We start from the raw sequence: 13,577 nt of genomic DNA, 5'->3' as shown, positions 1-13,577 counted from the left end.
TGAGGGCACAAAGGATTATCAACTTTTAATGGAAAGCCTAACGTTACAACCTATCAATAAAATTCAAGGGGAAGTGAACCTTCCTGGATCAAAAAGCGTTTCCAATCGAGCGTTACTGCTTGCTGCACTAGCAAAAGGTACGACTCGTTTGACCAACCTTCTCGACAGTGATGATATTCGCCACATGTTGAACGCTCTGACTAAACTCGGTGTTCAGTACCAATTGTCTGAGGACAAAACGGAGTGTGTCGTAGAAGGTCTTGGTCGCCCATTTTCTGTCTCTGAACCTGTAGAGCTCTTTTTAGGCAATGCAGGTACAGCAATGCGTCCACTTGCTGCAGCCCTATGCTTAGGCGAAGGTGAATACGTTCTGACTGGCGAACCTAGAATGAAGGAACGCCCAATTGGTCACTTAGTCACGGCCCTAAAAGCGGCTGGCGCGGACGTAACGTATCTGGAAAATGAAAACTACCCACCACTAAAAATCGTAGGTACTGGACTTAAGTCGGGCTCTGTATCGATTGATGGTTCGATTTCTAGCCAATTCCTGACGGCATTTTTGATGTCGGCGCCGTTGGCAGAAGGTGGCATTCGCATCAACATCGAAGGTGAACTGGTTTCAAAACCATACATTGATATCACGCTGCACATCATGAAACAGTTTGGTGTGGATGTGATCAACAACGATTACCAAGAATTTGTGATTCCTGCGGGTCAACAGTACGTCGCTCCGGGTGACTTCTTGGTTGAAGGTGATGCATCATCTGCTTCTTACTTCTTGGCGGCAGCAGCCATCAAAGGTGGTGAAGTGAAAGTCACTGGTATTGGTAAAAACAGTATCCAAGGTGATATCCAATTCGCTGATGCGCTTGAAAAAATGGGTGCAGAGATCGAATGGGGTGATGATTACGTTATCTCTCGTGTCGGTCAGCTGAAAGGCATCGATATGGACTACAACCATATTCCAGATGCGGCGATGACCATTGCGACAACAGCACTGTTTGCCGAAGGCACAACGGCGATTCGCAACGTGTACAACTGGCGTGTAAAAGAGACTGACCGTCTATCCGCTATGGCGACTGAGCTACGCAAAGTTGGCGCAGAAGTGGAAGAGGGCGAAGATTACATCATTGTGAAGCCTGTACCACAGCTTACGCACGCTGCGATTGATACATACGACGATCACCGCATGGCGATGTGTTTCTCGCTGGTAGCGCTAAGCGACACGCCTGTGACGATTAACGATCCTAAGTGTACGTCCAAGACGTTCCCGGATTACTTCGATAAGTTGAAAGCGTTGAGCTGTTAATTCGTCTTATATGAAAGAGAAAAGCCAGAGTGAGAACTCTGGCTTTTTTATTGAATTTGAAGCGCTTACTTGTTCAATGTGAACTCTTTTGAAAGGTGGTGCGCTAGGTACTTAAACATATTGAATACTGCTGTTGTATTAGTGGTCGGTAGACCTTTCTCATCGAGGAAGTACTCACCTTTAAATACCAATACATCGTCTTTTTCTTCTACGCTCGTCGCACGCATACCATCGATGTAGTCATCGTGTTCTTGGATGATTTGGTTTGCGATTAAAAGAAGGTCGAATTCTTCAATGTATTTTCTATCAGACATAACGCTCTCGTCATTCAATGAAACTTAAGTGAGTGCAGTATACCCACAATTGTCATGGGTTTGCATGCCTAAATCTCTGATTGCGTGTTTACGCTTTATATACCGATATACATTTATATAGAGGAAATAGTAGGCGTTATTGGTATATACCCAAGTGACTTCAAGATGCAGGATTCAGAGCGTTGTCATTGATTCGAGAGTAAGGAAAACAACGCAGTGTAATAGCTAGCTGTTTCCATGTTGTTTGACGCAGCAATCGGGTCAATGACACGCTCCCAAAGGGCGAGCTGCCTTGGCTTGTATACTTTGTTGCCGATTCTTGATTTAGAATGACTAGATCTTTAAATCGCCGCCGCGTCTACAAACCAAGTCATTCTCGCTGAACCTAGCATCTCGAGGTTACTTGGGTATACGCATGCAGTGGCTATTTCACGGTCTAACCTAAGGTTACGTTCTGATCGCGAAAGAAAAAATATTTTGTGATGTGAGACAAAATTTATTGAATTCGACTAGCGAGAGGAATCTTTGCCTGCTTAGTATATGCCGCTCAAGACCTTTTTCAGAACCCTGCCTCGTCAAAGTGCAAAGGCGATGAATTGTCAACCAATCGGATCTGAATTTCAAAAAAGCAGTTGATCTTCTTTTCATCTCGCACAATAGTAAAAAAAGAAGCAATGAAATAGAACATTATGCGGGTAGCTTCCTTAGGGGGCAGTTACCCGCATTATTATGAAGGACGTTAGAGTCAGTTATGGGTAAATCGCTCGTTATAGTGGAGTCACCAGCCAAGGCTAAGACGATAAATAAATATCTTGGTAAAGACTTTATTGTTAAGTCTAGTGTTGGTCACGTGCGTGATCTGCCTACGGCCGGTCAAAGCACTGGTGAGAAAAAAGCCGCTGCCATTTCTACAAAAGGAATGAGCCCGGAAGAGAAAGCGCGTGTCAAAAAAGAAAAAGACCGCAAAGCGCTAATCAAAAAAATGGGGATTAACCCATATCATGACTGGGATGCGAATTACCAAATCCTTCCAGGCAAAGAAAAAGTCGTAAGCGAACTGCAAAAATTAGCCAAAGACGCTGATTACGTTTACCTCGCAACCGATTTGGACCGCGAAGGGGAAGCAATCGCATGGCACCTTCGTGAGATCATCGGTGGCGATGAAGAGCGATACAAGCGCGTGGTGTTTAACGAGATCACTAAGAATGCTATCCAACAAGCTTTCCAGACACCTGGCGAGCTAAACATGGACGGTGTTAACGCACAGCAAGCACGTCGATTCATGGACCGAGTAGTAGGTTTCATGGTTTCTCCATTGCTATGGAAGAAAGTTGCGCGTGGTCTTTCAGCAGGTCGCGTACAATCAGTAGCGGTGAAGCTATTGGTTGAGCGTGAGCGTGAAATCAACGCTTTCATTCCAGAAGAGTTCTGGGATATCAACGCGAATACGAACACCAAAGACAAGACCGCATTCAAATTGCTTGTTGCACAAAAAGATGGCGTTGCGTTTAAGCCAGTCAACGAGGCAGAGACCAAAGCAGCGCTTTCGGTACTGGAAAAAGCGAGCTACGAAGTTTGTAAGCGTGAAGACCGCCCAACAAAGAGTAAGCCGTCTGCTCCTTACATCACTTCAACACTGCAACAAGCGGCAAGTACTCGTCTTGGCTACGGCGTTAAGAAGACAATGATGCTCGCTCAACGTTTGTATGAAGCGGGTTACATCACCTATATGCGTACCGACTCAACTAACTTGAGTGCGGAAGCTGTAGATGCGGTTCGTGGATTCATCGGCTCTGAGTATGGTGACAAGTACCTTCCTGCTAAACCGCTAACATACGGTAGCAAAGAGGGCGCACAAGAAGCGCACGAAGCGATTCGTCCTTCCGATGTTTCTGTGAAATCAGAAGATCTACAAGGTGTTGATGCGGACGCACACAAACTTTACTCATTGATCTGGAATCAGTTCGTTGCTTGTCAAATGACGCCAGCAGAATACGATTCAACAACAATCAGTGTGAAAGCGGCAGAATACACGCTAAAAGCGAAAGGCCGTATCCTTAAGTTTGACGGTTGGACTCGCGTACAACGCCCAATGGGTAAAAACGAAGATACGATTCTTCCAGCTGTTCAGCTAGGCGAAAAGCTAGACCTAGAGTCATTAGAGCCTAAACAGCACTTTACTAAGCCACCTGCACGTTTCACAGAAGCGGCATTGGTTAAAGAGCTTGAGAAGCGCGGCATTGGTCGTCCTTCAACTTACGCTTCAATCATCTCTACGATCCAAGATCGCGGCTACGTGAAAGTTGAACAGCGTCGTTTCTATGCAGAGAAGATGGGTGAGATCGTTACTGACCGCCTAGATGACAGCTTTAACGACCTAATGAACTACGACTTCACGGCTCGTATGGAACAGAAGCTTGACCAAATCGCAGAAGGCGATGTGATGTGGAAAGATGTCCTAGACAACTTCTTCACAGACTTCACTGGCGATCTTGAGAAAGCGGAACAGGACGAAAACGAAGGCGGCATGAAGCTGAATCACATCGTGATGACAGACATCGAATGTCCGACTTGTAGCCGTCCAATGGGTATTCGTACTGCATCTACCGGTGTATTCCTTGGCTGTTCTGGTTACGCATTACCACCTAAAGAGCGTTGTAAGACAACGATTAACTTGGGTGACGAAGATGGCATTATCAATGTTCTAGAAGAAGATGTGGAAACTGCAGCACTGCGTGCGAAGAAGCGTTGTCCTATCTGTGAAACGGCGATGGATGCGTACTTGATCGACGATAAGCGTAAGATGCACGTTTGTGGTAACAACCCGAACTGTGAAGGCTACATCGTTGAACACGGCGAGTTCAAAGTGAAAGGCTACGATGGCCCAGTTGTTGAGTGTGACAAGTGTGGTTCTGACATGGTGCTTAAAAACGGTCGCTTCGGTAAATACATGGACTGTACGAGTGAGACGTGTAAGAACACTCGTAAGATTCTGAAGAATGGCGAAGTTGCGCCTCCGAAAGAAGATCCAGTTCATTTCCCTGAACTGCCATGTGAAAACTCGGACGCTTACTTTGTTCTGCGTGATGGGGCTTCTGGCCTATTTATGGCGGCAAGCAACTTCCCTAAATCACGTGAAACTCGTGCCCCGTTGGTGTCAGAACTTGCTCGCTTCGAAGAGCGTCTTCCAGAGAAGTTTAAGTACCTAACGACAGCGCCAGCAGCGGATCCAGATGGTCGCCCTGCAGTCGTTCGCTTTAGCCGTAAGAGCAAAGAAAACTACGTGCGTACTGAAGACAATGGCAAACCAAGTGGTTGGACTGCGTTGTTTGTTGACGGTAAGTGGGAAATCACAGATAAGCGCAAAAAAGCAAAAGCTTAAACATCAAGTTTAAATGGATAAGGCAGCGATTTCGCTGCCTTATTTTTTATCTGCTACTTTATAAATCATTCATTTCATCAATGCTTTTCCCTTCAAGTTTTCTCCATTTTGTTTTCATCGAACGGTCATAGTTTCATCGTATCCTGTCGCAAAACTGCACTTGTGTAGTTAATCGGTTTGTAAATTGTTTTCACAATGTAATCGTTTGCGCCCTGATGTGTGATCAAGATACCGTATTGAGTAAGCAACATCTGTATATGACACGGAATGGCATATTTTAAATTGTAATTTAGTTCCAGTCCGATAACTTATTACACAAATAATGCAACTGTATGCTGTTATTTAGCGCCAAAAATAAAGAATAACTAAGGTGCTGGCGTACGAGGATGTGCAATAGCTTTTTTAGTTCGTGCTGTGAGGGTTCAAAGAAACTTGTCAGTGCGAATGTATTAACGTATTCGCTTGACTCCCCGAGTTCTGCTCATATCAAGCGAGTACCAGTTCCAAGCTATAACTATATATGGAGAACAACGAATGGCTGGTGTTTTGGGAATGATTCTTGCTGGCGGTGAAGGCTCTCGCTTGAGACCTTTAACGGAATCCCGCAGTAAACCTTCGGTCCCTTTTGGCGGGAGCTACCGACTTATTGATTTCGCTCTGAATAACTTTGTGAATGCGGATCTCATGCGCATTTACGTTCTTACTCAATTCAAATCTCAATCTCTATTCCACCACTTGAAAAAGGGTTGGAACATCAACGGCATTACCGACCGTTTTATCGACCCAATTCCTGCGCAAATGCGTACAGGTAAGCGTTGGTATGAAGGTACAGCGGATGCTATTTACCAAAACCTACGTTTTATGGAATTGGCGGAACCGGATCAAGTTTGTATCTTTGGTTCAGACCATATTTATAAAATGGACATCAAACAGATGTTGGCTTTCCACCAAGAGAAAGAAGCGTCACTAACGGTTTCAGCGCTTAGAATGCCGTTATCTGAAGCTTCTCAATTTGGTGTTATTGAAGTCGATAACGAAGGTCGTATGATCGGCTTTGAAGAGAAACCTGCAAACCCGAAATCTATTCCTGGCGACCCAGAACATGCGCTGGTTTCGATGGGGAACTACGTATTTGAAGCTCAGACGCTGTTTGCTGAGCTGATTGAAGATGCCGACAATGAAGCTTCTTCTCACGATTTTGGTAAAGACATCATTCCAAAGATGTTCCCACGTGGTGATGTGTTTGTTTACGACTTCAGTACTAACCGCATTACTGGCGAGAAAGAAGAAGTTTACTGGCGCGATGTAGGTACGATTGACGCGTACTGGCAAGCTCATATGGACCTGCTTGAGAAAGACGCAGCGTTCTCTCTATACAACCGCAAATGGCCACTGCACACTTACTACCCACCATTGCCACCTGCGACATTTACGGACTCTGACAATGGTCGAGTTCAGATCATCGACAGCTTAGTATGTAACGGCAGCTACGTGCGTGGCTCTCGCATCGAAAAATCGGTACTTGGCTTCCGCAGCAACATCGCTTCTGCGTGTGACATTAGCCAATGTATTTTGCTTGGTGACGTGAAAGTTGGAGAAGGTTGTGTACTTCGTCGCGTGATTGTAGATAAAGATGCGGATATTGCACCGGGTACGCAAATTGGTGTAAATCTACAAGAAGATAAGAAACACTACCATGTGTCAGATGATGGCATTGTTGTAATTCCAAAAGGAGCACGTGTTGGCTACTAACAATTTGTCTGTTCTGTTTGTAGCGTCTGAAGTCGAAGGACTGATCAAGAGTGGTGGCTTGGCTGATGTAGCCAAGGCACTGCCGGAAGCCCTTCAAAATCTTCAGCAAGATGTACGAATTTCTATACCAGCCTATACCGGCATTGAGCAGTTATCAGAGGCGGAAACCGTTCTTGAGACAGAGCTAACGAGTTGGCCTCATACCGCTTACCGTGTCCTAAAGCTAACGCTCGGCGACAATCCAGTTTACTTGATTGATTGCCCTCCGTATTTCAATCGTCCTTCCATGTATGCGGAAAATAACCAGGCTTATACCGACAACGGCGAGCGCTTTGCTTTTTTCAGCGCTGCTTGCCTTGATATGTTACCTAAGCTTGGTTTTCAACCAGATATTGTACATGCCAATGATTGGCATACTGGGTTAGTCCCATTCTTGCTAAAACATCGTTACGGTCACGACGCTTTCTTTGCGAATACTCGCAGCGTTATCTCTATCCATAATGCGGTATTTAAAGGGGTATTTAGCTATGACGATGTTCAGTGTCTTCCTGAGTTTCATTCCCGAAATGTACCAGACGCAGCGGTAAGCGCTACGCACATCACCATGCTTAAAGCGGGGGTGATGAACGCCGATAAAATCAATGCGGTCAGTCCAACTTATGCAGAAGAGCTTAAAACTGAGCTGGGAAGCCATGGTATGGCGTGGGAATTTCAGCAACGTGCTGGAGATTTGGTTGGTATTCTTAATGGCTGCGATTACGGCACTTGGAACCCAGAAACCGATTCGAGTTTACCGCTAAACTACAAAGCGAATCGACAAAGTATGGTTCGTGGTAAAAACGCATGTAAGAAGGCGCTGCAAGAACAACTGGGTCTTGAAGCGTCCGATTGTGCCATGTTTGGTATGGTGTGCCGCCTGACACAGCAAAAAGGGGTTCATTATCTGTTGCCGGCATTGGCTGATTTTCTAAAACACGATGTTCAACTTGTTGTGGTTGGTACTGGCGATCCTATTCTGGCTGCGCAGTTACGAGATGTTGCCGCACAGTTTTCGGATAAGTTTGTTTTTGTTGAAGCTTATGACAACGAGCTCGCGCACTTGGTTGAGGCCGGTTCAGATTTCTTCTTAATGCCTTCTGAGTTTGAACCTTGTGGTTTGAACCAAATCTACAGCATGGCTTATGGCACTTTGCCTATCGTTCGTGGGGTGGGGGGCTTGAAAGATAGCGTGAATGACTACGACGTTGATCCAACAGACGCAACGGGTTTTGTTTTTTATGAGCCGACGCCACAAGGATTGTTGCTTACCATGCTACGAGCATTATTGCTGTATGCACAAAATGTGAACGAAGTAAGGCGAGTACAACTGCATGCTATGCAAAAAGACTTTTGTTGGCGCAAAGCGGCTGAAGAGTATTTGCAACTGTATAGAGCTGCGTTAAATTGACGCAAAATTTTTAGAAAGTGTAACGAAAGGCACCGAATTAGGTGCCTTTATTACTCTTGTCCTAATAGAGTGTGTTAGGATTTATTTATTCCTGTTCACAAAGAATGTTTTTCATACTGATACATGACTCAGCCACTTTTATTCCACAAAACCTATTTACACCCTACTAGTAAAGAGTGGGTCGTTTTCGTTCATGGTGCTGGTGGCAGTTCTTCGATATGGTTTAAACAGATCAAGGCTTATAAGCAGCACTTCAACTTATTGCTGATTGATCTTCGAGGACACGGAAAATCCAATCAACTGCTTAAAGAGTTGATGACAAGCCGTTATACCTTTACGGCAGTCACCCAAGATATTTTAAAAGTCCTAGATCACCTTAAGATTCAGTCCGCGCACTTTGTCGGTATGTCTCTGGGGACCATCATTGTTCGTAACCTTGCCGAGCTGGCTTCAGAACGCGTACGCTCTATGGTTCTTGGCGGGGCGGTGACACGTTTGAATACATGCTCTCAAATCCTAGTGAGACTTGGTAACCTCGGTAAGCACATCCTGCCATACATGTGGCTGTATAAGTTATTTGCTTACATTGTGATGCCACAGAAGAACCAACGTGAATCGCGACATTTATTTATTCGCGAAGCAAAGAAGCTGTGCCAGAAAGAATTCAAACGTTGGTTTATTTTGGCTGCGGATGTGAACCCGTTGATGCGATATTTTAAAGATCGTGAGCTTCCAATCCCAACCCTATACTTGATGGGGGACAGAGATTATATGTTCATTAAACCTGTGAAAGAGATGGTTGCGGTACACAAGCTCAGCGTCTTGCGCGAAATTCCTGATTGTGGACACGTGTGTAATGTGGAAAGACCAGACTACTTTAACCAGCATTCTATCGAGTTCATTAAGCAGCAAAGTCTAGCGGCTTAATAGATTTTTCAGTCAGACCCAAAGAGTAGGGGAGCCATTATGGCTCCCCTATTTGATATCCACATTGCCAGCATGCCCCAAACTGACCTTCATTTTGTTCTGAACATTGTGGGCATTGCCAATCTTGATAAGTTCGGTCCGCTTGTTGTCGATAATCTTCAACAATGGCTGACGCTTTCAACTCTTGCTCTGGATGTAAAAGCCAAACATACGGGTCTGTATCATCGCCAAATGGCAGTTCGCCTTTCAAGCCAAACATTCCCTCGCCTCTTACTTCACAAGCTATCTGTTCGGTTTTTAGAAGCTCGCAAACGATATGAGCTTCAGCAGGATTCTTGGCGACGTATATTTTCATTAAGCGTTTCCGTTTTGTACTTGAGCAGGGCGAACTTTATTCATAACCCATTTTGCGATGATTGGGAACAAACCAAGTAACGCAAATGACGCTAATACGGTCGGCGACACAATACCTGATAGGCTATCAATGGTGGCGAGCTGAGTACCAGCGTTTAAGTACACGGCAGTGCCTGGCAGCATACCGATTTGGCTGGTTAAGTAAAAACGCGCAATGGTCATCGGTGTTAACCCCATCAATAAGTTGATAAGGAAAAACGGAAAAACAGGAATCAAGCGCAGAGAAAACAGGTAAAAGGCACCGTCTTTTTCAACGCCTTGGTTAATCGCACTCAGTTTACTCCCAAACTTGCTTTGTACCCATTCTCTCAATAGGTAACGGCTACTCAAGAAAGCAATCGTAGCGCCGATGGTGCTGGCAAAAGAAACCAACAATAAACTAGTCCAAAAACCAAACAAGGCAGCACCGAGCAGGGTAACGACAGCTGCGCCTGGAATCGAAAACGCAGTAATGGCGATATAAGCAAAGAAATAGGTCGCGGCGGCGTATATGAAGTTTTGGTCAATAAAGCTATTTAACGCCTCTTGTTGTGCTTTTGCATTTTCTAGGGTTAGGTATTGGCCAAAATTTACACCTAAAAAGAGGATGGTCGCGACTAGGATCAGTCCTAAAATCAGTTTCTTATTCATATCAATTGCTCCGTTTGGCTTCTTAAATAATAAGACAGAATGGAATAAGAAAAAATTTCAAAAAAAAACCGCAGCGTGAAAACTGCGGCTTTTACTCAATGTCATACTGATATGAACGCGCTACGGGAGAGCACTCATCAATTCTTCTCGGCGAGACTGAGGTACGACGCTCCAATGTGTACCGTTGATTGCGCCCTCTAGTGCCCACAACAACTCAAGGCTTACCGTTGAGGCATGCGTATCTTGGATTGCTTTGTAAGCGTTTAAGGCACCTTCTTCTTCTAGCTGCTCGACAGAGTCAATGCCTGCTTTCTTCAACATACGTTCAGTTGCTAGGCGAAGGTTCGGAAGGTCTTTCAATCGGTTAGGTTTGGTGCTCGCTTGTTGCTTTTTCTCTTGCTTAGCGGTCTCTAGAGATTGCTTTGCAACTTCAATCAAGCGATCGGTTGAATCCCATAGATCATCAGAAATCGCATAGTATTTCGTAACGACTGGGAAACCACGTTTCTTGTAGACGTACGGTTTTAGTCCTTGAGTCTCGAAGTCAGAAGATGTTTGTCGGTCAGCTCGAATGTGAAGTTGGTTGTTTACGACTAGCGCAAACATCGTTTCATCAGCGAAGAGCCCGAAGCCGCCAAACATTGAGCGCGACTTGATATTACCAAGTGCCTCAAACAGCTTCATTGAGTCTTTGAGTATCGGTTTATCCATGGTGTGTTATCTCGGTGTAATTAATATTACGCCACCAAAAATCAGGTCCGAGAGATTAGCAAATGCATGCAGACACAATGTCATTAAAGGGTAAACTCACTTAATGCATATTTGCCATCGGTAACCCCGCTACCTTCCATCTAGTTCGATGGTTCAGGCCGGAGGCTTTGCGTCCCACCCTTTCGAATGGTTTGCCCTGTGCGTGACCATTTGAGAATACTTCGTATATTGAATTAACATCACGTTTCAAACACCAAAGTGTGATCTTGGTTCAGTTAATAGTGCTATTTTGATGTGTTTAGTTTCATATTTTGGACTGTCTACTTGTCATACTAAAGCTTGATGTAGGAAATGGGCTACAAGTGAGTTAAAACAGCAACTTATCTTAGCTTTTGATTGTATAAGCGATGTCGAATGTTTCAAAAAAGTTATTTTACGCAATAAAAAAGCGCCCCGAAGAGCGCTTTATAAAAACTGAGGTGAAATTAGTTCAATTTCTTAACTGTATTACGAACTACGATCTCTGGCTGCATCTCAAACACACGCTTTTCGTGCTCTTTATCTTTGATGCGCTCTAGTAGAATTTCAAACGCGTTTTTACCCACACGACGTTTCGGTTGGTGGATCGTCGTTAGTGGCGGTGAGAAGTACTCAGCAAGCTCAATGTTGTCGTAGCCGATAACGGAGATGTCATCTGGTACTTTGATGCCGTTTTGTTGTAGACGGCTCATCAAACCTAACGCCATTGTGTCGTTAAAGCAGAATACAGCAGTTGGGCGTTTCTCCATTGCAGTGATGTTGTCTGCAGCAAGTACTGCTGTATCACACTCGAAGTTACCTTCAAGAACCCAATCTTCGTTTACTGCAAGATTTGCTTCAGCCATTGCACGACGGTAGCCTGCGATACGCTCTTGACACGCCGCCTTTTCAAAGTGGCCGCTCAAACATGCGATGTCAGTATGACCGTTGTCGATCAGGTATTTCGTCGCGATGTAACCGCCTTCTTCTGAGTTATCAATGATCTTATCTGCTTGTGAGCTTTCTGGGCCCCAGTCCATTACCACTTTAGGAATGTCTGAATGGCGATCAAGCATCTCTTTTAGCTCTTCCGTAAGGTCAGAACACATTACTAGGATGCCGTCTACGCGTTTCTCAGCAAGCATGCGGATGTAGTCACGTTGTTTCTCGTAGATACCACCAGTGTTACATAAGATCAGTGTGTAACCTTGACGGTAACAGTAGCTTTCAACACCATCGATCACTTCAGAGAAGAATAGGTTGGTTGATTGAGTAACTAACATACCGATAGTACGAGTAGAGTTGCATTTCAAACTACGAGCAACAGCACTTGGCGCGTAATTGAGCTCATCCACTGCTTTCATTACTTTTTCTTGAGTGGTCTCTGCAACAAAGCGAGTTTTGTTAATTACGTGCGAAACTGTTGTGGTAGAAACGCCGGCTAAGCGAGCAACGTCTTTAATAGTGGCCATAAATGATGTCCTGTATCGAGCTACTGAATACCGTAGTGAAGACAACCATACGCTTAGGGTCTTGCGCAAACCGAGCAACTGCAGAAAGGGCATTGCTGAGATATTTGGCAGCGGTTGTTCCGAAATCGGTATAAAAAGGTTTGTAGCAACATTTGTTGCTGAAACGCCTATTCCTGTCTTACATAAATGAGAAATAGGTCAGCAATCATGTTAAGAAAACACAAAAACCGCTATATTTCAGCGGTTTACATATAAATCATATTTAATCGTTTGCGCTCACATTTTAGACTGATGTGGGCAGGCTGGCAATATTTTCAGCGGTTGTTTTGCGCCTTTGAGGTCACATTTTAACGGCTAAATTTGTTGGGTTTCTATGAGCCAGATTAAAAATAAACGAATAAAATAGGGAGCCTAAATAGCAGGCTCCCTAAAATAGGCGGCAATTATTCACCAAGAAGGTAGGTGCTGTCCAGTTTACAGAATGCAATTAATAGTTGCGCAACGCTAACATAGAAGCCAAATTCATCGAATTGCTTACATTTAGCAGCAAACTGAGGCAACCAAGTCATAAGGTGCTGCTGGATGAATTCGTTCTGTTTCTCGAACGCTTCTTCCATATGCTTTTCTTGCTCTAGTTCGTTTGAGCGAATGATCATGTTGCCTAAGAAATCCAGCTCTACCGCTAAGTGGTCTGCTGGTTCTTTAAGATTTTCGTCTACCTGCACGCCAAAATCAGCCATCAGCTTTTCCATCTCTTCTGCTGGTTTATCATTTAGCAGGCCAGATTTACCGATGTACATAGAGGCGTAAGGCAGTGCGCCGTGTTTTTCTGTTTTAAGGAAAAGTTCGCAGAAGTCTGCAGCTAATTCTAGCTGAGCGTCTTCACGATCTTGTAGGCGGTTGAGTGCATCAACAAGGGTATCAACGGCTGGTTTCAGTGATTCATTTTCACCAAGGCCGGCTAAAAAGCTTCGAATTTCAACACTGTGGTAGGTTTCCAATTCGTTTTCTGTCAGCTCTTTTGCGAACAGGCTAGAAAACCACCAATAGATCTCGGCGCGTTTTTCGTTAAAAGCTTTCACTTCTTGCATTTTTTTGCTCCTGAATGATTCTCCCTTAAGTGTAAACAATTAAGATGAATAGCAGTAACTATAATTGTTATGCTTTGTGGGAAAATATTCGTAGTTATGTATGGCCGTAA

General features: G+C 44.5%; 11 protein-coding genes and 1 riboswitch. Of the genes, 5 read left to right on the top strand and 6 right to left on the bottom strand.

All coding sequences use genetic code 11. The features are described 5' to 3' along the window. Nucleotides 1-28 precede the first annotated feature (28 nt). The gene (gene aroA / locus KHO06_RS12520) at nucleotides 29-1,309 is read left to right on the top strand and encodes a 3-phosphoshikimate 1-carboxyvinyltransferase (RefSeq protein WP_212581691.1); all 1,281 of its coding nucleotides are present in this window, start codon (nucleotides 29-31) and stop codon (nucleotides 1,307-1,309) included. A gap of 65 nt (nucleotides 1,310-1,374) precedes the next feature. On the opposite strand, the gene KHO06_RS12515 is transcribed toward aroA, so the two are convergent. Then, nucleotides 1,375-1,623, bottom strand: a complete 249-nt coding sequence (locus tag KHO06_RS12515) for a YciN family protein (protein WP_005426324.1) — start codon at nucleotides 1,621-1,623, stop codon at nucleotides 1,375-1,377. Between the two features lie 751 nt (nucleotides 1,624-2,374). Here KHO06_RS12515 and topA point away from each other — a divergent pair. From topA to KHO06_RS12495, 4 genes are all read left to right on the top strand, one after another. Continuing rightward, the gene (gene topA, locus KHO06_RS12510) at nucleotides 2,375-5,005 is read left to right on the top strand and encodes a type I DNA topoisomerase (RefSeq protein ID WP_212581690.1); all 2,631 of its coding nucleotides are present in this window, start codon (nucleotides 2,375-2,377) and stop codon (nucleotides 5,003-5,005) included. Between the two features lie 534 nt (nucleotides 5,006-5,539). After that, complete coding sequence (gene glgC, locus KHO06_RS12505; protein ID WP_005426320.1) at nucleotides 5,540-6,757, top strand: glucose-1-phosphate adenylyltransferase; 1,218 nt, start codon at nucleotides 5,540-5,542, stop codon at nucleotides 6,755-6,757. Continuing rightward, nucleotides 6,747-8,204, top strand: a complete 1,458-nt coding sequence (gene glgA / locus KHO06_RS12500) for a glycogen synthase GlgA (RefSeq protein ID WP_038889184.1) — start codon at nucleotides 6,747-6,749, stop codon at nucleotides 8,202-8,204. The genes glgC and glgA overlap by 11 nt, the downstream gene beginning before the upstream one ends. Before the next feature lie 123 nt (nucleotides 8,205-8,327). Then, nucleotides 8,328-9,131 (top strand): alpha/beta hydrolase, encoded by an 804-nt coding sequence (locus KHO06_RS12495; protein WP_212581689.1) that lies wholly within the window; start codon nucleotides 8,328-8,330, stop codon nucleotides 9,129-9,131. Between the two features lie 37 nt (nucleotides 9,132-9,168). On the opposite strand, the gene KHO06_RS12490 is transcribed toward KHO06_RS12495, so the two are convergent. From KHO06_RS12490 to torD, 5 genes are all read right to left on the bottom strand, one after another. Beyond that, on the bottom strand, nucleotides 9,169-9,486 hold the full coding sequence (locus KHO06_RS12490) for a DUF2007 domain-containing protein (RefSeq protein WP_010645812.1): 318 nt from the start codon (nucleotides 9,484-9,486) through the stop codon (nucleotides 9,169-9,171). Beyond that, nucleotides 9,486-10,175, bottom strand: a complete 690-nt coding sequence (locus tag KHO06_RS12485; RefSeq protein WP_005426239.1) for a TVP38/TMEM64 family protein — start codon at nucleotides 10,173-10,175, stop codon at nucleotides 9,486-9,488. Before KHO06_RS12485 ends, KHO06_RS12490 begins: the two co-directional genes overlap by 1 nt. 120 nt (nucleotides 10,176-10,295) lie before the next feature. Then, a complete protein-coding gene (locus KHO06_RS12480) occupies nucleotides 10,296-10,886 on the bottom strand; it encodes a TfoX/Sxy family DNA transformation protein (RefSeq protein WP_005426274.1) in 591 nt (196 codons plus the stop codon). 116 nt (nucleotides 10,887-11,002) lie between these two features. Continuing rightward, a riboswitch (cyclic di-GMP riboswitch) is annotated at nucleotides 11,003-11,092 on the bottom strand. Between the two features lie 279 nt (nucleotides 11,093-11,371). Further along, nucleotides 11,372-12,376 (bottom strand): HTH-type transcriptional repressor PurR, encoded by a 1,005-nt coding sequence (gene purR, locus KHO06_RS12475; RefSeq protein ID WP_005426185.1) that lies wholly within the window; start codon nucleotides 12,374-12,376, stop codon nucleotides 11,372-11,374. 443 nt (nucleotides 12,377-12,819) lie between these two features. Beyond that, the gene (gene torD / locus KHO06_RS12470; RefSeq protein WP_005426309.1) at nucleotides 12,820-13,467 is read right to left on the bottom strand and encodes a molecular chaperone TorD; all 648 of its coding nucleotides are present in this window, start codon (nucleotides 13,465-13,467) and stop codon (nucleotides 12,820-12,822) included. Nucleotides 13,468-13,577 lie beyond the last annotated feature (110 nt).

It is taken from the genome of Vibrio sp. B1FIG11, assembly GCF_905175335.1.
Lineage (GTDB): Bacteria > Pseudomonadota > Gammaproteobacteria > Enterobacterales > Vibrionaceae > Vibrio > Vibrio campbellii.
Note: the sequence above shows the minus strand (reverse complement) of the source record. Positions and strands in the feature narration are given on the sequence as shown.

What these genes read in the sequence shown, in the direction of transcription:
- KHO06_RS12495 (WP_212581689.1), top strand. Translation starts at nt 8,328, where the DNA reads ATGACTCAGCCACTTTTATTCCACAAAACCTATTTACACCCTACTAGT.
- purR (WP_005426185.1), bottom strand. Translation starts at nt 12,376, where the DNA reads ATGGCCACTATTAAAGACGTTGCTCGCTTAGCCGGCGTTTCTACCACA.
- KHO06_RS12485 (WP_005426239.1), bottom strand. Translation starts at nt 10,175, where the DNA reads ATGAATAAGAAACTGATTTTAGGACTGATCCTAGTCGCGACCATCCTC.
- torD (WP_005426309.1), bottom strand. Translation starts at nt 13,467, where the DNA reads ATGCAAGAAGTGAAAGCTTTTAACGAAAAACGCGCCGAGATCTATTGG.
- glgC (WP_005426320.1), top strand. Translation starts at nt 5,540, where the DNA reads ATGGCTGGTGTTTTGGGAATGATTCTTGCTGGCGGTGAAGGCTCTCGC.
- KHO06_RS12490 (WP_010645812.1), bottom strand. Translation starts at nt 9,486, where the DNA reads ATGAAAATATACGTCGCCAAGAATCCTGCTGAAGCTCATATCGTTTGC.
- topA (WP_212581690.1), top strand. Translation starts at nt 2,375, where the DNA reads ATGGGTAAATCGCTCGTTATAGTGGAGTCACCAGCCAAGGCTAAGACG.
- KHO06_RS12480 (WP_005426274.1), bottom strand. Translation starts at nt 10,886, where the DNA reads ATGGATAAACCGATACTCAAAGACTCAATGAAGCTGTTTGAGGCACTT.
- KHO06_RS12515 (WP_005426324.1), bottom strand. Translation starts at nt 1,623, where the DNA reads ATGTCTGATAGAAAATACATTGAAGAATTCGACCTTCTTTTAATCGCA.
- aroA (WP_212581691.1), top strand. Translation starts at nt 29, where the DNA reads ATGGAAAGCCTAACGTTACAACCTATCAATAAAATTCAAGGGGAAGTG.